This is a genomic window from Dryocola mayonis (genome assembly GCF_051307045.1).
Lineage (GTDB): Bacteria > Pseudomonadota > Gammaproteobacteria > Enterobacterales > Enterobacteriaceae > Dryocola.
The window spans coordinates 3104888-3129757 of sequence record NZ_CP150452.1 but is presented as its reverse complement, the minus strand read 5'-3'; the positions used below and the strand labels follow the sequence as shown (position 1 = coordinate 3129757).

The window sequence follows — 24870 nt, the reverse complement described above, 5'->3', positions numbered from 1 at the left end:
GTTCGTAAAACAATACTCAGAGGAAAACAACATGACCCGCCGCGCTATCGGGGTGAGTGAAAGACCACCTTTATTGCAAACGATTCCGTTAAGTTTGCAGCATCTGTTCGCCATGTTCGGCGCCACCGTGCTGGTGCCGATTCTGTTTCATATCAACCCGGCGACCGTGCTGCTGTTCAACGGCATCGGGACGCTGCTGTATCTCTTTATCTGCAAAGGTAAAATTCCGGCTTATCTGGGTTCCAGCTTCGCCTTTATTTCACCCGTGCTGCTGCTTTTGCCGCTGGGTTACGAAGTGGCGCTGGGCGGCTTTATCATGTGCGGCGTGCTGTTTTGTATCGTGGCGCTGATCGTGAAAAAAGCGGGCACCGGCTGGCTGGACGTGATGTTCCCGCCGGCGGCGATGGGCGCGATCGTTGCGGTCATCGGCCTTGAGCTGGCGGGCGTTGCGGCAAATATGGCGGGCCTGCTGCCTGCGGAAGGCGCCGCGGCGGACTCCACCACCATCATTATTTCCCTGGTGACGCTTGCGGTAACCGTCTTCGGCTCCGTGCTGTTCCGCGGTTTTCTGGCGATTATCCCGATTCTTATCGGCGTGCTGGCGGGCTACGCGCTCTCCTTCGCGATGGGCGTGGTGGACGTTACGCCAATCCGTGAGGCGCACTGGTTCGCGCTGCCGACCTTCTACACGCCGCGCTTCGAGTGGTTTGCTATCTTCACCATCCTGCCCGCGGCGCTGGTGGTCATCGCCGAGCATGTCGGTCACCTGGTGGTGACGGCGAACATCGTCAAGAAAGACCTGATTCGCGATCCGGGCCTGCATCGCTCCATGTTTGCCAACGGCGTTTCCACCATCTTCTCCGGTTTCTTCGGCTCCACGCCGAATACCACCTACGGTGAGAACATCGGCGTGATGGCGATAACGCGCGTTTATTCAACCTGGGTTATCGGCGGCGCGGCGATCCTCGCCATTCTGCTTTCCTGCGTCGGCAAGCTGGCGGCGGCGATTCAGATCATCCCGGTTCCCGTTATGGGCGGCGTTTCGCTGCTGCTTTACGGAGTAATAGGCGCATCCGGCATTCGCGTGCTGATCGAATCTAAAGTCGACTACAGCAAGGCGCAAAACCTGATTTTGACCTCGGTAATCCTGATTATCGGCGTCAGCGGCGCGAAGGTGCATATTGGCGCCGCCGAGCTTAAAGGCATGGCGCTGGCGACGATTGTCGGCGTTGGCCTGAGCCTGATCTTCAAAGTCATCAGCGTGCTGCGTCCGGAAGAGGTGGTGCTGGACGCGCCTGAAAACGAAGTAAAACCCTAGTTTTTCTCCCGCGCCGGGCGGCGTTCCCGCCCGGTTCTACAGCCCCTTAATTCTGTGATAGACTCTCAGCGTTTTTCTGCCTGTTATGGTTGAGGTACTTCTGAATACGCCGGCACAGCTTTCACTGCCACTCTATTTGCCTGACGACGAAACGTTTTCCAGTTTCTGGCCGGGTGATAACCCTTCTCTACTCGCCGCCCTGCAGGCCGTGCTGCGTCAGGATCACAGCGGGTATATCTATTTCTGGTCGCGGGAAGGGGGCGGGCGCAGCCATTTGCTGCACGCCGCTTGTGCGGAACTGTCGCAAAGAGGCGAGGCGGTAGGCTACGTGCCGCTGGATAAACGCACCTGGTTTGTGCCGGAAGTTCTGGACGGCATGGAGCAGCTTGCGCTTGTGTGCATCGATAACATCGAATGCATAGCCGGCGACGAACCCTGGGAGATGGCGCTTTTTAACCTCTATAACCGCATTCTGGAATCAGGCAAAACCCGCCTGCTTATTACCGGCGACAGGCCGCCGCGCCAGCTCAACCTGCAGCTGCCGGATCTCGCTTCGCGCCTCGACTGGGGGCAAATCTACCGGCTGCAGCCGCTGTCGGATGACGACAAGCTTCAGGCCCTGCAGCTACGCGCACGCCAGCGTGGCTTTGAGCTGCCGGAGGACGTGGGCCGCTTCCTGCTCAAACGCCTCGACCGCGAAATGCGTACGCTGTTTATGACGCTCGACCAGCTCGATCGCGCTTCTATTACCGCGCAGCGCAAGCTGACCATTCCCTTTGTGAAAGAGATTCTGGGGCTTTAACCGTGCGGTGGCGGGCACAGCGCCTATCCCTCCTCGAAACCAGCGATGCAGACAGGATAAGCGGCTGCGCCCCGGCATTTATTCCGCCTTACAAAATCTCCAGCACCGACTCGGGCGGCCCGGCCGATACGCGCCTGGCCATTCGCCACCACTATCGGACGTTCAATCAGCCTGGGATGCTCAACCATCGCCTGAATCAGCTGCTCTTCGCTTAGGCCCGCATCCGTAAGGTTGAGCTCTTTATACAGATCTTCTTTCTGCCGCATCAGATCGCGGGCGCTTGCAAAGCCTAGCTTGCCCAGCAGCGCCTTAATGGCCGCCGCGTCCGGAGGGGTTTCCAGATACAGCACAACTTCAGGCTCCGCGCCGTTTGCCTGCAGCAGGCTTAGGGTTTCGCGGCTCTTCGAGCAGCGTGGATTGTGATAGAGGGTGACGCCTGCGGACATATTAACTCCTGTTACATCTTCTGGTATTGAAGGAAACGTTTTTGCAATTCGCGGAACTGGTCGATGCGCGCATCGTAGCGCGCCTGCTGCAGGCTGCCGAGCTTCACCTGGGCGCTGGCGCTGCTGAGCAGGGAAATGGCCTGGTCGAGACGTCCGCCGAGCGCCATCACTTCGGCGCGCGCCGCCAGCTCCTGATCGCGATTGCCCATTGCGGCTTCGCTTTGCGCCAACAAATCCCAGCCGTTGCTGTCATCGGGATTTGAGAACGTGTAGCGGTTAAGGATGGCGGCGGCCTGGGCCGGCTGCCCGCCCTGCATATAGGCGTTGGCAAGGTTAAGCTGCAGCACCGGGTTGAGTTTCAGGCCCGGCGCGTTTTTCAGCCGGTTAATGGCCTCTGTGGCTTTGTTCTGCCCCAGATCGATATCGGTCGCTAAATCGAGATACCAGGGATTAGCCGGCTGCGCCGACAACAACGGCTGCAGCTGTTTGCGCGCCTCATCCCAGTTTTTAGCTTCCATGGCCTGCAGCGCGCGGCCATAAACGGCGGCGTGCTGTTCGCGGATATTGCCCTTTGACCAGGCGTCGAGCAGGTCGCTGGTGAGCTGGTTGCGCCCGGAGTTGTACATGCCGAGCGTACGCGCTTTCGCCATGTAAAAATCTTCTGAAGACTGCACCACCATTGGCCGCATCTGGTTGGCGCGGTTACGCGCGTCCGCCAGACGGCTTTCCGGCAGCGGGTGGGTCAGCAGGATTTCAGGCGGGCGCGTGGAGTAGCGCGCCTGATCGAGCAGCTTCTCGAGGAAGGTCGGCATCGCCTGCGGATCGAAACCGGAGCGCTGAAGCACCTGGATGCCGATGCGATCGGCTTCCTGTTCGTTTTGCTGCGTAAAGCTGATCACGCCCTGCTGCGTGCCTGCCAGCGTCCCCGTCAGGGCCGCCATTCCCGCCTGCGGGCTGGCCATCGCCAGCAGAATAGAGCCCAGGGCGCCGACCCACGTCAGGGGCGCGTTCTTTTTCTGGTCTTCCATCGCCCGGGCGAGGTGGCGCTGGGTTACGTGCGAGATTTCGTGGGCCATAACCGAGGCGAGCTGGCTTTCGTTGTCGGCATAGCGGAACAGCGCGGAGTGCAGGACGACGTTGCCGCCGAAGAAGGCGAAGGCGTTGATTTCGTCATTGTTGATAAGAAAGAAATGGAACGGCGTCTTAACCGAATTCGCGTGGCTGACCAGGCGCATGCCCAGGCTGTTAATGTACTGCCCCAGCAGGGGATCGTTAATCAGGGGCGCGCTGCCGCGCAGCTGGCGCACGTAGAAATCGCCCATCTGCATTTCCTGGCCAATTGACAGCGTGCTCCCGGCCGAGGTTCCCATATCCGGCAGTTGGTCGGCCACGTCCGCGAAGGCTGGCGGCACCTGCGCTGCCAGTAAGGTTGTCATGAGTGTTGCAACCAGCGTTTTTTTCAACTGCTTGAACATAACCGCTATCCTGTTTATTCGGGGTCTAGTTTCGACACGTTACGGGCTGAGTTGTTCGTCTTTTGGCAGCGTTTGTCGGCCACGTAACGAACGGAGAAAATCTTACCACTGAAAGCGCAAGCCTACCTCAACCAGGAGCTTTCCGGGCGTAAAAAGCGAAGTCTTTGCGGTGACATTTAGATACAATCCCGACTCGCCTAAAGCTGTCAGGGAAGGGATATATGCTCGAGATGTTGTTGCAGTGGTACCGACGACGGTTTAGCGACCCGGAAGCCATCGCCCTGCTGGTGATCCTGCTGGCCGGGTTTGTCATCCTCTTTTTCTTTCACGGGCTTTTAGCGCCGCTGCTGGTCGCCATGGTGCTGGCCTATCTGCTGGAATGGCCAACGGCGCGCCTTGAACGCATCGGCTGCTCCCGTAGCTGGGCCGCAAGCATCGTGCTGGTGCTGTTTGTCGGCATCCTGATGGTTATGGTGCTGGTGGTGGCGCCGGTGGCATGGCAGCAGGGCATCTACCTGATTCGCGATATGCCGGGCATGCTCAATAAGCTGTCCGACTTCGCCGCCGCGCTGCCAAAACGTTATCCGGCGCTGGTGGACGCGGGCATTATCGATGCGATGGCGGAAAATATGCGCGGCCGCCTGTCGGGCATGGGCGACCAGGTGGTGAAATACTCTCTGGCATCCCTGGTGGGGCTTTTGACGCTGGCGATTTATCTGGTGCTGGTGCCGCTGATGGTCTTTTTCCTCGTCAAAGATAAAGAGCAGATGCTCAACGCCGTGCGGCGGGTCCTGCCGCGTAACCGCGGTCTGGCCGGACAGGTATGGCTTGAGATGAATCAGCAGATCACCAATTACATCCGTGGGAAGGTGCTGGAGATGATAGTCGTAGGCATCGCCACCTACATTGGTTTTATCGTCTTCGGGCTTAATTACTCGCTGCTGCTGGCGGTGCTGGTCGGCTTCTCGGTGCTGATTCCCTATATCGGCGCTTTTGTGGTGACCATCCCCGTCGTCTGCGTGGCGCTGTTCCAGTTTGGCCTGGGCACGGAGTTCTGGACGCTGTTTGCGGTGTACCTGATTATTCAGGCGCTGGACGGTAACCTGCTGGTGCCGGTGCTGTTTTCAGAAGCCGTTAACCTGCACCCGCTGGTGATTATTCTTTCGGTGGTGATATTCGGCGGGCTGTGGGGATTCTGGGGCGTGTTCTTCGCCATTCCGCTCGCCACGCTGATTAAAGCCGTGGTTCACGCCTGGCCTGACGGGCTGGTCATCGATGATAAGCAGCCTTAAAAATAAAAAGCCGACGCGAAGTCGGCTTTTTTAATCTCTGCGGGCTTAAGCGTTTTCTTTCAGCCAGTTCAGCACGAGGTCATGGTGGTTGCTGGTTTTGAAGTCATCAAACACCTTTTCGACCTTACCTTCAGCGTCCAGCAGGAAGCTGATGCGGTGAATGCCGTCGTAGGTTTTGCCCATAAAAGATTTCTCGCCCCACACCCCGAACTGCTCGCAAACCTGATGATCTTCATCGGACAGCAGGGTGAAGTTAAGCAGCTCTTTTTCGGCAAAACGTGAAAGCTTCTCTGGCTTGTCGGTGCTGATGCCCAGCACTTCCACGCCCGCCTTTTTCAACTCATCCATGTTGTCGCGCAGACCGCATGCCTGAACGGTGCAGCCTGGCGTCATCGCTTTGGGATAAAAGTAAACCAGAACGCGCTGTCCCTGGAAGTCGGTCAAATTTACTTGCTCGCCGTCTTGATCGGGCAGGCTAAATTTCGGTGCGCTGTCACCGGCTTTCAGTGGGCTCATCACTACTCTCCGTCTTTAATCATCTTGCTGTGGATTCACCACGCTAATAGTGCCTTGTGCTTTAAGCTCTGTACATAGCGCTTTAAAGGCCTGCTCAATAATTGCCGCATCTTCTGACGCGGGGCTGTGGGCGGTTATCTGAATATACAACTGCGGCGGCGTATTGTCCTGAGCGGGCTGCGTGCGGGACACCAGCTCGGCGATATTCATATGGTGCGTGTCGAATAAATCGGTAAAGCGTTCGATCAAATGCGGCGAATCCGCGACTTCCACCTGTACCCAGACCGTGGCAGGCATTGCCGGGCGATCCTGGGCGGCGGTGCGCTTCATCACGATCAGCAAATCCAGCTCGGCGCCTTTAAGCGGCAGCGTCGACTCAATCAGCGTTATCGCGTTCCAGCTGCCGGACAGCAGCATAATAAACGTAAACTCTTCACCGAGCATCGCGAGGCGGCTGTCTTCGATATTACAGCCGCAGCTGCTGACATGACGGGTGATGGTATTAACAATACCAGGTCTGTCCGCCCCAAGGGCCGTGATAACCAAATAGTGGTGGGGTGAAGGAGTCAAGCGCATTCTTCCTTTGAATCGGTGGGATATCATAAGGAAAGCATAAAAAAATCCTGCATACAACCGTGTAGACTCACCTGGCAGCTTGCTTTTGATCCTGCACCAAACGTACCATTGAGGCACTTGTTTGCACAGAGGATGGCCAATGTTCACGGGAAGTATTGTCGCGCTTGTAACACCGATGGATGAGAAAGGTAATGTCTGCCGGTCAAGCCTGAAAAAACTGATTGATTACCATGTCGCCAGCGGAACATCGGCGATTGTCTCCGTAGGGACGACCGGAGAGTCTGCTACCCTAAGCCACGAAGAGCACGGCGATGTGGTTATGCTAACGCTTGAGCTGGCAGACGGCCGTATTCCGGTGATTGCAGGCACCGGTGCGAACGCCACTTCCGAGGCTATCTCTTTGACGAAGCGCTTTAATAACAGCGGCATCGTTGGCTGCCTGACCGTCACGCCTTACTACAACCGTCCGACTCAGGAAGGGTTGTTCCAGCACTTCAAAGCCATCGCCCAAAGCACCGATCTGCCGCAGATGCTGTACAATGTGCCGTCCCGTACCGGCTGCGACATGCTGCCGGAAACCGTCGCCCGTCTGTCGAAAGTAAAAAATATTATTGGTATCAAAGAGGCGACCGGGAACTTAACGCGGGTAAACCAGATCAAAGAGCTGGTTGAAGACGACTTCATCCTGGTCAGCGGTGACGACGCCAGCGCGCTGGACTTCATGCAGCTCGGCGGCCACGGCGTGATTTCCGTGACGGCAAACGTAGCCGCGCGTGAAATGGCGGAAATGTGTAAACTGGCGGCCAACGGGCAATTTGCACAAGCGCGTGAGATCAACCAGCGCCTGATGCCGTTGCATAACAAATTATTTGTAGAACCCAATCCTATCCCGGTGAAATGGGCCTGTAGAGAATTGGGACTTGTGGCGACCGATACCTTACGCCTGCCAATGACGCCGCTGACTGAAGCAAGTCGTCCGGTGATTATCAGCGCGCTTAAGCATGCGGGTTTGCTGTAAAGTTTAGGGAGATTTGATGGCTTACTCAGTACAAAAGTCGATGGTGACAAAAGTTGCAGTGGTGTCGCTTGCCATGCTGCTGGCTGCATGCAGCAGCGACCAGCGTTATAAGCGCCAGGTTAGCGGCGACGAGTCCTATCTGGATGCAGCACCACTGGCGGAAATCCACTCTCCGGCGGGCATGATTCTGCCCGTGGAGAACGGACAATATACGATTCCGGTTACCAACGGCAGCGGCGCAGTAGGCAAACAGCTGGACATTCGTCCGCCGGCGCAACCGCTGGCGCTGGTTAGCGGCGCGCGTACCCAGTTTACCGGCGATACCGCTTCGCTGATGGTAGAAAGCGCGCGCGGCGCTACGCTGTGGCCGCAGGTGGTCAGCATCGTGCAGTCCAACAACTACACCGTCAGCAAACGCGATGACGCAGGCCAGACGCTGACGACCGATTGGGTACAGTGGAACCGTGCCGATGAGGACGAACAGTACCGCGGCCGTTATCAAATTACCGTGCAGCCGCAGGGCTACCAGCAGTCGGTGGTGGTGAAGCTGCTGAACCTGGAGCAGTCAGGCAAGCCGGTATCGGACGCGGCTTCCATGCAGCGCTACAGCGCGCAAATGCTTAACGTCATCAGCGCGGGCCTTGATAAAGTACAAACCGATCGCCAGAACGCGCAGGATAACCGTTCTTCCGCCCAGCTTGACGTGCAGAGCGCCGCAGATGACACCGGCTTACCAATGCTCGTGGTTCGCGGTCCGTTTAACATCGTCTGGAACCGTCTGCCGGCCACGCTTGAAAAAGCTGGCATGAAGGTAACGGATTCCACCCGTTCCACCGGCAGCATGGCGGTGACTTACAAACCTTTATCCGACAGCGCATGGCAGGATTTAGGGGCGAAAGATCCACAGCTTGTCAGCGGCGACTATAAGCTGCAGGTCGGCGATCTTGATAACCGCAGCAGCCTGCAGTTCATCGATCCTAAAGGACATACGCTGACGCAGGCGCAGAACGACGCGCTGGTCGCTGTATTCCAGGCGGCATTCAGCAAGTAACTTAAAGGGCCGGAGCGATCCGGCCTTTTTTCTGGCCGGCTACGCAAACGTGTGCGTAGCCGCAGAGAGCGGAATTTTTAGTTAAATCACACCTGGAGTAAGAAAGATGCAAAAGCAAGCTGAGTTGTATCGTGGCAAAGCGAAAACCGTATACAGCACCGAAAACCCGGATCTGTTGGTGCTCGAATTCCGCAATGATACGTCAGCAGGAGACGGCGCGCGCATTGAACAGTTCGACCGCAAGGGTATGGTGAACAACAAGTTTAACCATTTCATTATGGCCAAACTCGAAGAGGCGGGCATTCCTACGCAAATGGAGCGGCTGCTCTCCGATAACGAAGTGCTGGTGAAAAAGCTCGATATGGTGCCGGTGGAGTGCGTAATCCGCAACCGCGCCGCAGGTTCGCTGGTAAAGCGCCTGGGCGTTGAAGAAGGCATTGAGCTTAATCCGCCGCTGTTTGACCTGTTCCTGAAAAACGATGCGATGCACGATCCTATGGTCAACGAATCTTACTGCGAAACCTTTGGCTGGGTGAGCAAAGAGCATCTCGCCCGCATGCGCGAGCTGAGCTACAAGGCTAACGACGTGCTGAGCAAGCTGTTTGACGACGCGGGGCTTATCCTCGTGGACTTCAAGCTGGAGTTTGGCCTGTTTAAAGGCGAAGTGGTGCTTGGCGATGAGTTCTCGCCCGACGGCAGCCGCCTGTGGGATAAACAGACCCTCGACAAGATGGACAAAGACCGTTTCCGCCAGAGCCTGGGCGGCCTGATTGAAGCCTATGAAGAAGTGGCCCACCGTCTTGGCGTTAAATTAGACTAAATTTCCGCCGCGCTATTTAAGGCCGGGTGTGTTTTGCACATCCGGCTTTTTCACATCTCGTTTCTTATGGTAATCCTGCGATTAACCACCTACGATCTACCTGATACAAGGCGTAAATAAAAAGAGGTAGGGTTATGCGTTGGCAAGGACGTCGCGAAAGCGACAACGTAGAAGACAGGCGTAGTAACTCCCCCGGCCCGAGTTTTGGCGGCGGCGGTGGCGGTTTTCGTTTACCCGGCGGGAAAGGCGGGATAGTCCTGCTGATTATCGTCGTCGTGGCCGGTTATTACGGCGTCGATCTCACCGCGCTGCTCTCCGGCGACCAGCCGGTCACGCAGCAACAGGCCTCCCAGCGCTCCATTAGCCCGAATGATGACGAGGCGGCCAAATTCACCTCGGTTATTCTGGCCACCACCGAAGATACCTGGGGGCAGATTTTCCAGCAGATGGGACGCACCTACCAGCAGCCTAAACTGGTGATGTACCGCGGCGCTACGCGTACCGGCTGCGGTACGGGTCAGTCGGTAATGGGGCCGTTCTACTGCCCGGCGGACAGCACCGTTTATATCGATCTCTCCTTCTATGACGAGATGAAAAACAAGCTCGGAGCGGACGGCGATTTCGCTCAGGGCTACGTTATCGCCCATGAGGTTGGCCACCACGTGCAGAAACTGCTGGGCATCGAGCCAAAGGTTCGCCAGCTGCAGCAGGGCGCTTCTCAGACCGAAGGCAACCGCCTGTCGGTGAAAATGGAGCTGCAGGCCGACTGCTTCGCGGGCGTCTGGGGCCACAGCATGCAAAAACAGGAAGTGCTGGACGCGGGCGATTTGCAGGAGGCGTTAAACGCCGCCGAGGCGATTGGCGATGACCGCCTGCAGCAGCAGGGACAGGGGCGCGTTGTGCCGGACAGCTTTACCCACGGCACCTCTGAGCAGCGCTATACCTGGTTTAAACGCGGCTTCGACAGCGGCGACCCGGCGCAGTGTAATACCTTCGGCAACAGCGTTCGCTAATCGCGCAGGCTCATACAGGGATGACCGGCATGGAGCAGCTTCAACAGGCAACGGCCAGCATGGCCTGCGCCGGCATTCGGCGTCTGCTTATCCTGGCCGGCGAAGGCGCGTGGAGCAGCCGGCAGGTAAACCTGTTGAGCGGCCTGCTGCCCGGCGACTGGCTGTGGGTGGGCGCGGCACCCGAGCTTCCGCTGAGCTGCGCGCCATCGGCCATGCGCACCCTGCTTGGCCGGGAGTTTCTCCATGCGGTGTTTGACGCCCGCAGCGGGCTGGATGCCGAAGCGCTGGCGGCCCTTGCCGGAACCTTAAAAGCCGGCAGCTGGCTGGTGCTGCTGGCTCCCGAGTGGCTAAGCTGGCCTGCGCTTCCCGACGCGGATTCCTGCCGCTGGAGCGATTTTCCGCAGCCCATCGCCACGCCGAACTTTATTTCTCATCTTCAACGCTGCGTGCTCGCCGACAGCGAATCTTATCTCTGGCAGCAGCATAAGCCGTTTTGCCTGCCTGAATTTCGGCCTCGTCCCTGCTGGCATCCTGCCCAAGGTGCTCCTGAGCGGGAGCAGGCCGACATCCTTTGCGCCTTGCAGGCTATGCCTGCGGGCGTAGCCGTAATCACCGCCCCGCGCGGAAGAGGCAAGTCTGCGCTTGCGGGCATGCTGCTGCGAAGCCTGCCGGGCAAAGCCCTGGTGACCGCGCCGACGCGTGCGGCGACGGACGTGCTGGCGTTGCACGCGGGTGAAAAGTTTAGCTTCATCGCTCCGGACGCGCTTCTGGCCCAGCCTGAAAATCATGCGCAGTGGCTGATTATCGATGAGGCCGCGGCCCTGCCGGCGCCGCAGCTGCGTCAGCTGATAGCTCGTTTTCCGCGCACGCTGCTCACCACTACGGTTCAGGGATATGAAGGCACCGGCCGCGGCTTCTTACTGAAGTTTTGCGCAGGCATCGACTCGCTTACCCGCTACTCTCTTTCAGCCCCGATTCGCTGGGCGCAGCACGATCCCCTGGAGTCGTTAATCGACGGCATTTTGCTGTTTGAAGAGGCGGATATTACCCAGGCGTCTCAGGAGCCGGTTACGCTAAGCCCCGTCGCGCAAAGCGAGGGCGGGCGGTTGCAGAACATGTATCGCCTGCTGTCCGGCGCGCACTACCGCACCTCGCCGCTGGACTGGCGGCGCATGCTCGATGCCCACGGCCAGAGTTTTATTGCCGCCGACTGCGGCGATGAAACCCTTGGCGCCGCCTGGCTGGTGGCGGAGGGCGGGCTTGATGAAAATCTCAGCCGCGCGGTGTGGGCAGGCTTACGGCGTCCGCGCGGGAACCTTGTCGCACAGTCCCTGGCCGCCCACGGCGGAAGCCCGCAGGCGGCGGTTTTAAAAGGTTTGCGCGTAAGCCGCATTGCGGTGCATCCGCTACGCCAAAGGCAGCAGTTAGGGCAGCGGATGATAGCGATGGCCAGGGCAGTCGCGCAGCAGAAGGCTGATTATCTGTCGGTAAGTTTTGGCTTCACCGATGAGCTGTGGCGGTTCTGGGAAAGCTGCGGATTCGTGCTCGTGCGCGTCGGCAGCCACCGCGAAGCCAGCAGCGGCTGCTACACGGCGATGGCGCTGTTGCCCCTGAGCGAGGCGGGGGTGATGCTCACCCGCCGCGAACAGCTTCGTCTGCAGCGGGATTTTATCTGGCTGCAGCCGTGGATCGGGCAGCCTTTACCCATTATTCCTGAGCCAGCGTCTACGCTAAATAGTGATGACTGGCTTGAACTGGCAGGATTTGCCTTCGCGCACCGCCCGCTGGAAGCTTGCCTGGGCTCGCTCAACCGTCTGCTGATAGCCTGCGATCTGCCGCTGAACGCTTTACGCGGGCGGGTACAAAACAGGCTTGGGGTAGAGGCGCTGTGTGCGAAGCTTCGGCTTTCCGGGCGTAAGGCGCTGCTGGGGGCGATGCGCCAGGAAGCGCGGCAGGCGCTTGAAGAACTTAATTCCGCACAAAGCGCCGCGCTTAAAAATTCTCTTTTGCAATTGCAATTTTTCCACTAAGTCGTTCAGCCAAACGGCATGGTCATCACCTTTATCCGGCGTATAGTCAGCTGCAGAAACTTAAGGAGATAACCATGAAGCACGACCATTTTGTTGTCCAAAGCCCCTCCGTTCCGGCAAAACAGCTGCTGTTGCTGTTTCATGGCGTGGGCGATAACCCGGTCGCGATGGGGGAAATCGGCCGCTGGTTCGCCCCGGTATTTCCCGACGCGCTGGTGGTGAGCGTTGGCGGCCCGGTGGCAAGCGGTTCGCCTCAGGGACGTGAATGGTTTTCAGTGGCCGGCGTGACGGAGGAAAACCGCCAGGGCCGCATTGATGCGGTGATGCCAACCTTTATCGAGGTGGTGCGCTACTGGCAGAAACAAAGCGGCGTCGCGGCGAATGCTACGGCGCTGATTGGCTTCTCACAGGGCGCAATAATGGCGCTGGAAGGCGTAAAAGCCGAGCCGGAGCTTGCCTCCCGGGTGGTTGCCTTCAGCGGGCGTTATGCCGGGCTGCCGCAAAACATTCCTGCCTCCGTGACTGTCCATCTGATTCACGGCGATGAGGACAGCGTGATTAATGTGAAGCACGCCGTTGAGGCCTCCGAGGCGCTCGAGCGCATCGGCGGGGATTTCACGCTGGATATCGTAGATGCGTTGGGGCACGCCATTGACGACCGCAGCATCCGCATTGCGCTCGACCATCTGCGCTATACGGTGCCGAAGCATTATTTTGATGAGGCGTTAAGCGGCGGGATCCCGAAAGATGACGATATTATTGAACTGCTGTAAGCATGCCCTCACCCTGCTGCAGGGTGAGGGAAAAAACGTGCGCTACTTTTTCTATTTTTTCTTTGGCCAGTCGTCTTCGTCGTCCCACTTATCGTTAAAATCACGATGCGGCGGCAAGTCAGGCTTGTTGGCCATGTACTTTTTCGGGTCGATGCGTTTCAGGTCTTTAATGACGTTAAGGAAAATACCCAGCAACAGCACCAGTACAATTACCCACCAGTAATGCGATAGCCATTCCATGCTAATACCTCACTTAAGTTGTGCAGCCGGTCAGGCGACAAGCTGTTCCATAATGCGTTGATACATACGGGCAAGAAGCTGCAGGTCGGCGGCGTTGACGCACTCGTTAATCTTGTGAATGGTCGCGTTTACCGGCCCAAGTTCCACTACCTGCGCGCCCATGCGGGCGATAAAGCGTCCATCGGACGTGCCGCCGGTCGTTAAAAGCTGCGGCCTTATTTCATTATAGTGCTCAACCGCGTTCACCACCGCATCGACAAGCTTGCCGCGCGAGGTGAGGAACGGCAGCCCGGAAAGCCACCAGTCCAGCGTGTAGCGCAGCTGGTGTTTCTCAAGCAGGGCGACCACGCGCTGTTTGATGTCCGCATCGGTCAGCTCGGTGCTGAAGCGGAAGTTAAACTGCACGAATATATCGCCTGGAATAACGTTGTTGCTGCCGGTGCCGGCCTGAATATTGGCGATCTGCATGCTGGTGGCCGGGAAAAACTCGTTCCCCTGGTCCCACTCAATGGCCACCAGCTCGCTTAGCATCGGCGCGGCACGATGCACCGGGTTATCCGCCAGATGCGGATAGGCCACGTGCCCCTGCACGCCATGAATCGTCAGGTTGCAGGTCAGCGACCCGCGGCGGCCGTTTTTCACCACGTCGCCGACCACCTCGGTGCTCGAAGGCTCGCCCACCAGGCAGTAATCGAGGCGCTCGCGGCGCTCCATCAGCGTTTCGACCACTTTTACGGTGCCGTTTTTGGCGCTGGCTTCCTCATCGGACGTGATCAGAAAGGCAAGGCGGCCTTTATGGTGCGGATGCTGCGCGACAAAACGCTCCGCCGCCACCACCATCGCCGCAAGCGAGCCCTTCATATCCGCGGCGCCCCGGCCAAACAGCATGCCGTCGCGAATGGTCGGTTCAAACGGCGGGTTAATCCAGCGGTCCGCGTCGCCGGAAGGCACGACATCGGTATGTCCGGCAAAAGCCAGCGTTTCGCCCTGTCCTCTCCATGCCCAGAAGTTTTGCGTGTCGCCAAAATCCATGTGCTCAACGGTAAAGCCGATAGCGCGCAGCCGCTCAATAAGCAGCGCCTGGCAGCCGGCGTCATCGGGGCTCAGGGAAGGGCGGCGGATAAGCTGTTGCGTCAGCTCAATAACCGGGCAGGACATAAGACTATACCTCGTTGATAAACTGCTGATAGTTCGATTCATTGAAACCCAGAAGCATAGGCCGCCCGGGCGCGCAGAGCAATGGGCGTTTAACGATCGCCGGCATTTCCACCATTAATGCGGCGGCCGAGCGCGCGTCTTTAATAGATTCGCGACGCGCCTCGTCCAGCTTGCGCCAGGTCGTGCCGCGGGTATTGAGCAGCGCCTCCCAGCCCAGCTCGTCGATAAAGCTATTAAGCAAGCTGGCGTCCAGGCCGTCTGCGCGGTAGTCATGAAACCGGTATTCGACGTTCTGCGCTTCCAGCCAGCGGCGCGCCTTCTTCACGGTGTCGCAGTTTTTAATGCCATACAGGGTAATCACGCGATGTCAGTCCTTTTGTCGAGACTCTGATTTTTTAATCAGATAATTAGAATGATTGAAAATGATAATAAAATACCACGGAAAAATATAACTTAATTGCTACTGCGATTATCACAAAATATAACCATTGTGGCGCATTTCGAATAAAATTTCATCAGTTATGCCATTTCATTTCACGGAGGCGTTGAATTTTATCGCGTTGACGGTATTCGGCCTTATCCGAAACTGAATATATAAATAGCTGCGGCTCCCTCGTTAATACCGCTGCTTTGCCTTCCCGGCGGCGAGAAAACCCCGTAACCAGCGCCACCGGCGCGCTTTTTCCGCTAAATGCGAGCAAATTCTGAAATTCGAAGAAACATTTTGATTCAGGTGCTCCGTCACATTAATAAGCGCGGAAGGGGTTAAGATTAGGTTATTACGCAATGGCAATAAATATACGGTGGATGTGATGAAAGCAGCGGTCCAGAATTGCTTCACTCCCCGCAATGATTTGCGTATAATTAAAGCAATTATAAGAGAGGCCGTTATGATTGAGCATGAACTGGGGAACTGGAAAGATTTCATTGAAGATATGCTTCGTAAATGATCTGACCAGAAAATAGCAAGAGCAGGATGTCCTTATTTGAAAATCTCTGTGGGTACATCACTAAAAAGGCGACCGAAAAGGCCGCCTTTTTTGTTCTCTTTTTTTGCCCTTAGTCCTTGTGCGGCTCTTTAAGCGGGAAGCGGCGACGCACCAGCACGAAGAACAGCGGCACAAAGAAAATGGCCAGAACCGTGGCTGAAATCATGCCGCCCATCACCCCGGTTCCCACCGCATGCTGGCTGCCGGAACCCGCGCCGCTGCTGGTGGGCCATCGGCAGCACGCCGAAGATAAAGGCCAGCGAGGTCATCAGAATCGGCCGCAGGCGCTGACGGCAGGCGTCGAGCGTCGCCGCGACCAGCTCCCGCCCCTGCGCGTTCATATCGTTGGCGAATTCGACGATCAGTATCGCGTTCTTCGCCGCCAGCCCGATGACGGTGAGTAGCCCAACCTGGAAGTACACGTCATTCTCAAGCCCCCGCATCCAGGTAGCGAGCAGGGCCCCGATGACGCCAAGCGGCACCACGAGCATCACGGAAAACGGCACTGACCAGCTTTCATAAAGCGCGGCGAGGCACAGGAAGACCACCAGCAGGGATACCGCATATAACGCGGGCGCCTGCGCGCCTGAAAGCCTTTCCTGATAGGACATGCCCGTCCATTCCAGGCCAAACCCGTTCGGCAGTTTATGCACCAGGTTTTCCATGATTTCCATGGCCGTACCGGTGCTGATGCCGGCTGCGGCCTCGCCCACGATCTCTACGGCGGAATACCCGTTGTAGCGCTCCAGGCGAGGAGATCCCGTTTCCCAGCGCGAAGAGGAGAAGGCGGAGAAGGGCACCATGCCGCCGTCTTTGTTGCGCACGTACCACTGGTTAATATCATCGGGCAGCATGCGGTACTTCGCGGCCGCCTGGACATAGACCTTTTTCACGCGGCCGCGATCCATAAAGTCGTTCACATAGCTGGAGCCCCAGGCCGTTTGCAGCGTGTTATTGATATCGTCGATGGAAACGCCCAGCGCCTGCGCTTTACGCTGATCGATATCGATCTGCATCTGCGGGCTGTCGTCGAGGCCGTTATGGCGAACGCGGGTTAGCTGAGGTTCGTTATCAGCCAGGTTGAGCAGCTGGTCGCGCGCGTTCATCAGCGCATCGTGGCCGGCGCCGCCGTGATCCTGCAGCTCCATATCGAATCCGGCCGCGTTGCCAAGGCCGCTGATGGCCGGCGGGCTGCTGGCGATTACGCGCGCTTCTTTAATATCATGGAAGGCCTTAGTGGCGCGTTCGATAATAGCGAAGGAGCTGCCGGTGTCCGGATCGCGATCGTCCCAGTCTTTCAGGCGCACAAACATACGCGCCACGTTCTGCCCGTTGCCGCCGGGGCCGGAACCTATGGTTGAGAACACCGACAGCACGTTATCTTTCTCTTTGGTCAGATAATAGTTTTCGAGATTAGCCACGACCTTTAACGTCTGCTGCTGGGTTGAGCCGCTTGGCAGCTGTACCGAGGTCGTGAATACGCCGCGGTCCTCCAGCGGCAAAAACGAGGTTGGCAGGCGCAGGAATAAGAACACCATTGCGCCTAGCAGCAGGGCGTAAATCAGCATCCAGCGCGCGCTGCGGGCCAGAATTCTGCCCACGCCGTTTTCGTACCGCGCGGCATTGCGGTTGAACATGCGGTTAAACCAGCCGAAAAATCCTTTCTGGCCGTGCTGCTCGCCTTTATGTAAGGGCTTAAGCAGCGTGGCGCACAGCGCAGGCGTAAGGATCATCGCTACCAGAACCGACAGCACCATTGCCGAAACTATGGTAATGGAGAACTGGCGGTAAATGGCGCCGGTCGTGCCGCCGAAGAAGGCCATCGGCACGAACACCGCGGAAAGCACCATCGCAATCCCGACCAGCGCGCCCTGAATCTGGCTCATCGACCTGCGGGTCGCTTCTCTGGGCGACAGTCCCTCCTCGCTCATGATGCGCTCAACGTTCTCCACCACCACGATGGCGTCATCCACCAGCAGGCCGATGGCGAGAACCATGGCGAACATCGTCAGGGTATTGATGCTATAGCCGAAGGCGTAGAGCACCGCGAAGGTGCCCAGCAGCACCACCGGCACGGCGATGGTGGGGATAAGCGTGGCGCGGAAATTCTGTAAAAACAGGTACATGACGAGGAATACCAGCGCGATGGCTTCCAGCAGCGTTTTTACCACGTCTTCGATAGAGGCTTTTACGAACGGCGTGGTTTCATAAGCGATTTTCGCTTCCAGGCCGTGGGGGAAAAACTGCGAAAGCTCTTCTATTTTGGCGCGGGCGAGCTTGTCGGTTTCCATCTCGTTCGCGCCTGACGCGAGCTTGATGCCCAGCCCCGAGGCCGCCTGGCCATTGTAGCGGCTCAGGAAGTCGTACTTCTCGGCGCCCAGCTCAACTTCCGCCACGTCGCCCAGGGTTACCAGCGAACCGTCCTGATTCACGCGCAGGGTAATGTCCTTAAATTGCTGCGGCGTTTGCAGCAAAGACTGGGAATTGATGGTGGCGTTTAAAGCCTGAAGATCGACCGACGGCGTGCCGCCGAGCTGCCCAACGGCTACCTGCGCGTTCTGCGAGCTGATGGCATCCACCACGTCCTGGGTGGTGAGCTGATAGCTGGTGAGTTTGGTTGGGTCAAGCCAGATGCGCATGGAGTACTGGGAGCCGTAGGCATCCACATCCCCGACGCCGTTAATACGGCTCAGGGGATCCTGGATATTACTGGCGACGTAGTCCGCAATATCCTGTTTATCCATGCTGCCATCAGTGGAAACGAAGGCGATCATCAGGATGTTGGTATCCCCGGTTTTCCTTACCGTCACCCCCTGGGTTTGCACGGCCCTGCGGCAATTTGCGCAGCGCGGACTGCAGCTGGTTTTGCACCTGCTGCACCGCCTCGTCCGGATCGGTGCCGGCCTTAAAGCTCAGCATGATGGTCGCCTGGCCGGTGCTGCTGCTCTGCGACGACATATACATCATGTTGTCGAGGCCGGTCATATTCTGTTCGATAACCTGGGTGACGGTGTTTTCCAGAGTCTGGGCTGAAGCCCCTGGATAGTTCGCGGTAATACGCACGTTAGGCGGTGCGAGATCGGGATATTGCTCAACGGGAAGCGAAAAAATTGCAAGCGTACCGGTGAGGCACAAAATAATGGCCAGCACCCAGGCAAAAATGGGGCGATTGATAAAGAAATTCGCCATCTGGTCGGGACCTCGTAAGTACTACAGATTGTTGTTATGGGGGGCAGTGGTCACTGTAGCCTTAACCTTAAGCCCAAACGTGGAGAAATTGAGGAGATAATGTAAATTATCTTAGCCTGCTATTGACAGCAGATTGTGAATTTCAAAGGGTTAAACGCCGCCGCCTGTTTCCGTCATCCCCGAAAAACCTTTGCCGTTTCCTGCCGCTGCGCCTGTCATTTTTCTTGCCGGATTTTCTGCGTTCCTCGCCGGGGGTTTATGCGCTTCTGTAGGGTGATTGAGAGAAAAGGTGGCAATTTTATCTGCTTATTACGCGAAGCCGTGGTTTATATATTCAACAGTTTTTCAGGTCCGGGCCGATATTATAGTAGAGATATGAACAAAATGGATAAAGCCCGGGCTTAAGGAGAAGGGAATATGTTGACACGTGTAAGAGTGGTAACCAGTTTGATGATTCTGCTGGGGTTGTTCAGTTTCATACAAATTCTGTCCGGCGGCCTGTTTTATAACGCTTTGAAAAATGCGAAGGAAGATTATTCCCACCAGCAAACCATTCGCAACGAGCAGGTTTCCCTGAACAATACTTGGATAGAGCTGCTGCAGGCGCGTAATTCTTTGAACCGCGCCGGCTCGCGTTTTTTACTGCTGCATAACGATCTTTACGCCACGGGCGGAGGCGAGGCGGCCATTAAAGCCATGCTGGACGACTCAAAAAAGCACCTTAAACTCGCCGAGCATCACTGGGGAACCTATGGCGCCGTGCCGGAGGATTTCGGCGGCAATGAGGAAAACTATCGTCAAATTAAAAGCACTTTTGCTCTCTATTTCGGCGCGCTTAACGAACTAGCCCAGCTGCTTGAAGCGGGAAAGATTCAGGAGTTCCTCGACCAGACCACGCAAAAATACCAGGATGATTTTGCCGCCCAGATAAATAAATATTTTGAAATTAACGATCTTATTTTCCAGCAAGGCGGCGCTAAAAATAACGCCGCCTACAGCATGAGTATCTGGACGCTTATTATTACCCTGGGTACCGTCGCGGTGCTGGTTATTCTCGCCTGGGCCGGCATCCAGAAGGTGCTGATCGTGCCCCTCAACAAACTGATTACCAATATTCGTCAGATTACCGAAGGCGATCTTGTTTGCCGGATCGAAGTCGAAGGCAGCAACGAAATGGGCCAGCTGGCTGCCAGCCTGCGCAATATGCAAACGGGGCTTGCCAAAACCGTGAGCGGCGTACGCGACAGCGCCGACGCCATTTTTACCGGCGCCAGCGAAATTTCTCAGGGCAATAGCGATCTCTCTTCCCGCACCGAGCAGCAGGCGGCCTCTCTGGAAGAGACCGCGGCCAGCATGGAAGAGTTAACGGCGACGGTGAAGCAGAACGCGGAAAATGCCTCGCAGGCCAGCCAGCTTGCCCTGAGCGCTTCTGAAATTGCCCAGCGGGGCGGTAAGGTGGTCGATAACGTCGTGGCGACGATGAATGACATCGCCGACAGCTCGCAGAAGATCGCTGACATTATCAACGTTATCGACGGTATCGCTTTCCAGACCAATATTCTGGCGCTTAATGCTGCGGTTGAGGCCGCTCGCGCCGGCGAGCAGGGCCGCGGCTTTGCCGTGGTGGCAAGTGAGGTACGTAACCTGGCCCAGCGCAGCGCGCAGGCGGCGAAGGAGATTAAGGGCCTGATCGAAGACTCCGTAAACAAGGTCGATACGGGATCGAGCCAGGTGGGAACCGCGGGGAAAACGATGGTTGAGATCGTAGAGGCCGTCACCCGGGTAACCGACATTATGAGTGAAATTGCCTCGGCGTCGGATGAGCAAAGCCGCGGCATCGATCAGGTCGCCATTGCCGTTACCGAAATGGATCAGGTGACGCAGCAAAACGCCTCGCTGGTGGAAGAGTCGGCGACGGCTGCGGCTGCGCTGGAAGAGCAGGCCCGTCGTTTGACCCAGGCCGTCTCGGTGTTTCGCATTCATCAACGTGCCCGGACGCAGGCGCAGAATTTCAAGGCGGCTAAGCCGGGCGGCAAAGCTGTTAAGCCAAAGCGTTCTGAGCAATCCGATTCAAATGAGGAGTGGGCCACGTTTTAAACCTGTCTATCCGCAGATAGCCTAATCTGCGGTTCTATGCCATGAAACGCGCAGCGTCGTTTGCTTCCCCCCGCCTGCCAGGGCGCGGGGGAATCAGGCTTAGGGAAAATCCGGGCAGATAAAACCGGACGCGACAAAACGAAAACAACGGCCTATGATTACCGGCTCCTCTAACACGCGGCGGAGACCCCATGTCGATCAAAATCGAAGTCATCAAAGATAAAATCCTCTCGGATAACTACTTCATCCTGCGCAATATCACCTACGATTTGTCCCGCAACGGGGCCGAAAAGGTGCGCCATAAGCGCGAAGTCTACGACCGCGGCAACGGCGCGACCATGCTGCTGTACAGCCGTGAAAAGAAAACCGTCGTGCTGACCCGCCAGTTCCGCGTGGCGACCTGGGTCAACGGCAATGCGGACGGCATGCTGATTGAAGCCTGTGCGGGGTTGCTGGACGCCGACGAGCCGGAAGTCTGCGCGCGTAAAGAGGCGATGGAGGAGACGGGGTATCTGGTCGGTGAGGTCGAAAAGCTGTTTGAGCTTTACATGTCCCCGGGCGGCGTCACGGAGCTTATTCATTTTTATATGGCGGAATATACCGACGCCCAGCGTGAATTTGCCGGCGGCGGCATTGACGACGAAGACATCGACGTGCTGGAGATCCCCTTCGCGCAGGCGCTGGAAATGATTAAAAGCGGCGAAATTCGTGACGGTAAGACGGTGATTTTGCTACAGCAGCTGCAGTTACGCAAAATCATGCAATAAAACTATTATAATTCAGTTGGTTACAGGGTGAGTTTTTTGCACAAAGCTATCCGATAAATCCGATTGAGCGCGGGCACTGAGAAGCCGAAGATATCGCCAAAATTTGTCTGTTTTTTTCTCTTCGTCTTCTCAGGATATGTGCTGCTAATGTGTTACCGGCTGAAATCGCTTCTTCTCTTCATCCTGCTTCTGGCGAGCTCCGCATTCGCTGCACCCGCACAAAAATCCTTTGCCGACTGGCAGGTCACCTGTAACAACCAGAATTTTTGCTCGGCGCGCAATACCGGCCTTCACCAGGGTCTGGTGATGACGCTTACCCGCAGCGCCGGGGCGCATACGGACGTCAATCTGCGCATCGATTTGGGCAATCTGGACACCGCCGAAAGCAAGGCGCCGGCCATTGCCCCGCGGCTGCAGGTTGACGGCGAGCCGCTTACGCTGGATAAAGCAAAGTGGCGAGAAACCCCGCATCACCTGGTGACCGACGACGCCGGCGCCATTAACGCCCTGCTGGATAAAATCGGCAACGCCAACGCTATTACGCTGTTAAACGGGCAGGGAAATATCTCCCTTGCCGGGCTGAAAGCCGCGCTGCTGTTTATCGATAGCCAGCAAAAGCGCGTGGGCAGCGAAACCGCGTGGATTAAAAAAGGGGACGATCCGCCGCTTAGCGTGCCGCCCGCGCCCGCGCTTAAAGAAGTTACCCTCACCAATCCCACCCCAACGCCCTTCGCTCAGGATGAACTTAACGATTTGCTGGATTACGGCAGCTGGCGCATGAACAACAGCCAGTGCTCGCTGGATCCGATGCGTCGTGAAGTGCGTATTTTCGCGCTCAGCGACGATAAGGCCCTGATGCTGATAAGCTGCGAGGCCGGGGCGTACAACGTCGTCGATCTTGCCTGGATTGTTTCCCGCCAGAAGCCTTTCGCCTCGCGGCAAATTCGCCTGAAGCTGCCGTTTACACCGGCCGGTGGCGAGACTGATTTAGAGCTGATGAACGCGGGCTATGACGAGACGAATAAAGAGTTGACCACCCTTGCCAAAGGGCGTGGCGTGGGGGATTGCGGAGTGTCGAGCCGCTGGCGTTTCGACGGGCAACGCTTTCGCCTGGTGCGCTATGCCGAAGAGCCCTCCTGCGACGGCTGGCACGGCAGCGAGGCATGGCCTACTTTGTGGGTCACCAGGTAGCTTTTTGAAATGTCGGGCAGCGCTGCGCTTACCCGAGCTGCAAAAATAGTGAAAAGCAGGGCGGACAGGCGCAGGCGCCGTCCGCCGCTACGGTCAGGCTTTTTTACCCAACACCTTCTTCGCTTTTTCCACCACGTTCTCGACGGTAAAGCCAAAGAACGGGAACAGCTTATCGGCCGGAGCCGACTCGCCGTAGCCGGTCATGCCGACGATGGCGCCTTTGAGCCCGACGTATTTATACCAGTAGTCTGCGATACCCGCTTCCACCGCCACGCGCGCGGCGATATCCGAAGGCAGCACGGATTCCCGATACGCTTCGTCCTGTTTGTCAAACACGTCGGTCGACGGCAGCGAAACGACGCGAACCTTGTGGCCCTCGGTCGTCAGCTTATCCGCGGCCTGGACGGTAATCTCCATCTCCGAACCGGTGGCGATCAGGATGATATCCGGCGTGCCGTCGCTGTCCTTCAGGATATAGCCGCCGCGGCTTATCGCTTTTAGCTGCTCCGGGCTACGCTCCATTTGCGCCAGGTTTTGACGCGAGAGGATAAGCGCCGTCGGGCCGTGGTGACGCTCGATAGCCGCTTTCCACGCCACCGCGGCTTCTACCTGATCGCAAGGGCGCCAGGTGCTGAAGTTTGGCGTCAGGCGCAGGCTGGCAAGCTGTTCCACCGCCTGGTGCGTTGGCCCGTCTTCCCCAAGGCCGATGGAGTCGTGCGTGTAGACCATTATCTGCCGGGCTTTCATCAGCGCCGCCATACGCGCCGCGTTACGGGCGTACTCCACGAACATCAGGAAGGTGGCGGTATAAGGCACGAATCCGCCGTGATGCGCGATGCCGTTGGCGATTGCCGTCATGCCGAACTCACGCACGCCGTAGTGAATGTAGTTGCCCGCGACATCTTCCTTGATGGATTTAGAGCCGGACCAGATTGTCAGGTTGCTTGGCGCAAGATCCGCCGAGCCGCCGAGCAGCTCGGGCAGCAGCGGCCCGACGCTGTTAAGGGTATTTTGCGAAGCCTTACGCGTGGCGATCTTCGCCGGATTGGCCTGCAAATCTTCGATCAGTTTCTGCGTGGTTTCCTGCCAGTTTTGCGGCATTTCGCCGTTCATGCGGCGGGTGAATTCCGCAGCCAGATCCGGATGCGCTTTTGCGTAGGCGGCAAATTTATCCTTCCAGGCGGCCTCGGCCTTCTCGCCTTCTTCTTTAGCGTCCCAGTCGCGATAAATCTCTTTTGGAATCTCGAAGGCCGGATAATTCCAGCCGAGCTTTTTACGCGCCAGCGCCACTTCTTCTTCGCCAAGCGCCGCGCCGTGGGCTTCTTCTTTGCCCGCTTTGTTTGGCGAGCCGAAGCCGATAACCGTGCGGCAGATAATCAGCGAAGGCTTATCCTTCACGCTTTGCGCTTCGAGAATCGCTTTTTTTACCGCTTCCGGGTCGTGGCCGTCTATCTCATGCACCACGTGCCAGTGGTAGGCTTCAAAGCGTTTTGCGGTGTCATCGGTAAACCAGCCTTCGGTTTCGCCGTCAATGGAAATGCCGTTGTGATCGTAAAAACCGATGAGCTTGCCCAGCCCCAGGGTGCCCGCCAGCGAGCAAACCTCGTGGGAAATGCCCTCCATCAGACAGCCGTCGCCCATAAAGACGTAGGTGAAGTGGTCGACGATGTCGTGGTCAGGACGGTTGAACTGCGCGCCCAGCGTGCGTTCGGCAATCGCCAGGCCCACCGCGTTAGCTAAGCCCTGGCCAAGCGGCCCGGTGGTGGTTTCCACGCCCGGCGTGTAGCCCTTTTCCGGGTGGCCTGGCGTTTTGGAGTGAAGCTGACGGAAGTTTTTCAGCTCTTCCATCGGCAGGTCATAGCCGCTCAGGTGCAACAGGCTATAAAGCAGCATCGACGCGTGTCCGTTAGACAGAATAAAGCGGTCACGGTCGGCCCAGGTCGGGTTGCTGGGGTTGTGCTTGAGAAAGTCGTTCCATAACACCTCAGCGATATCCGCCATGCCCATTGGCGCGCCAGGGTGGCCCGAATTTGCTTTTTGTACCGCGTCCATGCTCAGGGCACGAATGGCGTTGGCAAGCTCTTTACGAGATGACATGTTTCACTCCCA

General features: G+C 57.4%; 20 protein-coding genes and 2 pseudogenes. 13 read left to right on the top strand and 9 right to left on the bottom strand.

Going from position 1 to position 24870, the window contains the following annotated elements:
• Positions 1-31: 31 nt before the first annotated feature.
• Entirely contained in the window at positions 32-1318 is a 1287-nt protein-coding gene (gene uraA / locus WLO32_RS15075; RefSeq protein ID WP_435945816.1) for a uracil permease, read from the top strand.
• Between the two features lie 100 nt (positions 1319-1418).
• Positions 1419-2120 carry a DnaA inactivator Hda gene (locus tag WLO32_RS15070; RefSeq protein WP_220667426.1) on the top strand — a complete coding sequence of 234 codons (702 nt, stop codon included), beginning with the start codon at positions 1419-1421 and terminating at the stop codon, positions 2118-2120.
• An 88-nt stretch (positions 2121-2208) separates the two neighbouring features.
• Here the strand turns inward: WLO32_RS15070 and arsC are convergent.
• A pseudogene (gene arsC, locus WLO32_RS15065) lies at positions 2209-2566 on the bottom strand (arsenate reductase (glutaredoxin)).
• A gap of 11 nt (positions 2567-2577) precedes the next feature.
• The gene (bepA, locus tag WLO32_RS15060; protein WP_435945815.1) at positions 2578-4041 is read right to left on the bottom strand and encodes a beta-barrel assembly-enhancing protease; all 1464 of its coding nucleotides are present in this window, start codon (positions 4039-4041) and stop codon (positions 2578-2580) included.
• A gap of 221 nt (positions 4042-4262) precedes the next feature.
• On the opposite strand from bepA, the gene WLO32_RS15055 reads away from it, so the two are divergent.
• Positions 4263-5333, top strand: a complete 1071-nt coding sequence (locus tag WLO32_RS15055; protein WP_435945813.1) for an AI-2E family transporter — start codon at positions 4263-4265, stop codon at positions 5331-5333.
• Between the two features lie 45 nt (positions 5334-5378).
• Here WLO32_RS15055 and bcp read toward each other — a convergent pair whose 3' ends face one another.
• Both bcp and WLO32_RS15045 read right to left on the bottom strand, forming a co-directional pair.
• A complete protein-coding gene (gene bcp, locus WLO32_RS15050) occupies positions 5379-5849 on the bottom strand; it encodes a thioredoxin-dependent thiol peroxidase (protein WP_435945812.1) in 471 nt (156 codons plus the stop codon).
• A gap of 15 nt (positions 5850-5864) precedes the next feature.
• Positions 5865-6419: a glycine cleavage system transcriptional repressor gene (locus WLO32_RS15045; RefSeq protein WP_220667422.1), complete on the bottom strand. Its 555-nt coding sequence runs from the start codon at positions 6417-6419 to the stop codon at positions 5865-5867.
• 145 nt (positions 6420-6564) lie between these two features.
• Between WLO32_RS15045 and dapA the strand changes: the two genes are divergently transcribed.
• The 6 genes from dapA (at position 6565) to ypfH (ending at position 13130) form a co-directional block, all read left to right on the top strand.
• Complete coding sequence (dapA, locus tag WLO32_RS15040) at positions 6565-7443, top strand: 4-hydroxy-tetrahydrodipicolinate synthase (RefSeq protein WP_435945811.1); 879 nt, start codon at positions 6565-6567, stop codon at positions 7441-7443.
• A gap of 16 nt (positions 7444-7459) precedes the next feature.
• Positions 7460-8494, top strand: a complete 1035-nt coding sequence (bamC, locus tag WLO32_RS15035) for an outer membrane protein assembly factor BamC (RefSeq protein ID WP_435945810.1) — start codon at positions 7460-7462, stop codon at positions 8492-8494.
• A 106-nt stretch (positions 8495-8600) separates the two neighbouring features.
• Positions 8601-9314 carry a phosphoribosylaminoimidazolesuccinocarboxamide synthase gene (gene purC / locus WLO32_RS15030; protein WP_435945808.1) on the top strand — a complete coding sequence of 238 codons (714 nt, stop codon included), beginning with the start codon at positions 8601-8603 and terminating at the stop codon, positions 9312-9314.
• Between the two features lie 134 nt (positions 9315-9448).
• The gene (ypfJ, locus tag WLO32_RS15025) at positions 9449-10327 is read left to right on the top strand and encodes a KPN_02809 family neutral zinc metallopeptidase (protein WP_435945806.1); all 879 of its coding nucleotides are present in this window, start codon (positions 9449-9451) and stop codon (positions 10325-10327) included.
• A gap of 20 nt (positions 10328-10347) precedes the next feature.
• Complete coding sequence (locus WLO32_RS15020; RefSeq protein ID WP_435945805.1) at positions 10348-12357, top strand: tRNA(Met) cytidine acetyltransferase TmcA; 2010 nt, start codon at positions 10348-10350, stop codon at positions 12355-12357.
• A gap of 74 nt (positions 12358-12431) precedes the next feature.
• Positions 12432-13130, top strand: a complete 699-nt coding sequence (gene ypfH, locus WLO32_RS15015) for an esterase (RefSeq protein WP_435945804.1) — start codon at positions 12432-12434, stop codon at positions 13128-13130.
• Positions 13131-13181: 51 nt separating this feature from the next.
• Here the strand turns inward: ypfH and WLO32_RS15010 are convergent, their stop codons facing one another.
• Genes WLO32_RS15010 through WLO32_RS15000 form a run of 3 tightly spaced genes read right to left on the bottom strand, consistent with a single transcriptional unit; the run spans position 13182 to position 14889 of the window.
• On the bottom strand, positions 13182-13370 hold the full coding sequence (locus WLO32_RS15010) for a YpfN family protein (RefSeq protein WP_121266037.1): 189 nt from the start codon (positions 13368-13370) through the stop codon (positions 13182-13184).
• 30 nt (positions 13371-13400) lie between these two features.
• The gene (gene dapE / locus WLO32_RS15005; protein WP_435945802.1) at positions 13401-14528 is read right to left on the bottom strand and encodes a succinyl-diaminopimelate desuccinylase; all 1128 of its coding nucleotides are present in this window, start codon (positions 14526-14528) and stop codon (positions 13401-13403) included.
• Positions 14529-14532: 4 nt separating this feature from the next.
• A complete protein-coding gene (locus WLO32_RS15000) occupies positions 14533-14889 on the bottom strand; it encodes an ArsC family reductase (protein WP_435945801.1) in 357 nt (118 codons plus the stop codon).
• A gap of 529 nt (positions 14890-15418) precedes the next feature.
• On the opposite strand from WLO32_RS15000, the gene ypfM reads away from it, so the two are divergent.
• On the top strand, positions 15419-15478 hold the full coding sequence (ypfM, locus tag WLO32_RS14995) for a protein YpfM (RefSeq protein WP_087867655.1): 60 nt from the start codon (positions 15419-15421) through the stop codon (positions 15476-15478).
• Between the two features lie 109 nt (positions 15479-15587).
• Here the strand turns inward: ypfM and acrD are convergent.
• A pseudogene (gene acrD, locus WLO32_RS14990) lies at positions 15588-18706 on the bottom strand (multidrug efflux RND transporter permease AcrD).
• 417 nt (positions 18707-19123) lie between these two features.
• Here acrD and WLO32_RS14985 point away from each other — a divergent pair.
• From WLO32_RS14985 to WLO32_RS14975, 3 genes are all read left to right on the top strand, one after another.
• Positions 19124-20803: a methyl-accepting chemotaxis protein gene (locus WLO32_RS14985; RefSeq protein WP_435945800.1), complete on the top strand. Its 1680-nt coding sequence runs from the start codon at positions 19124-19126 to the stop codon at positions 20801-20803.
• A 191-nt stretch (positions 20804-20994) separates the two neighbouring features.
• The gene (gene nudK, locus WLO32_RS14980; protein ID WP_435945799.1) at positions 20995-21570 is read left to right on the top strand and encodes a GDP-mannose pyrophosphatase NudK; all 576 of its coding nucleotides are present in this window, start codon (positions 20995-20997) and stop codon (positions 21568-21570) included.
• Positions 21571-21717: 147 nt separating this feature from the next.
• Positions 21718-22761 (top strand): DUF1176 domain-containing protein, encoded by a 1044-nt coding sequence (locus WLO32_RS14975; protein WP_435945798.1) that lies wholly within the window; start codon positions 21718-21720, stop codon positions 22759-22761.
• Between the two features lie 93 nt (positions 22762-22854).
• Here the strand turns inward: WLO32_RS14975 and tkt are convergent, their stop codons facing one another.
• Positions 22855-24858 carry a transketolase gene (tkt, locus tag WLO32_RS14970; RefSeq protein ID WP_435945797.1) on the bottom strand — a complete coding sequence of 668 codons (2004 nt, stop codon included), beginning with the start codon at positions 24856-24858 and terminating at the stop codon, positions 22855-22857.
• Positions 24859-24870: the final 12 nt, after the last annotated feature.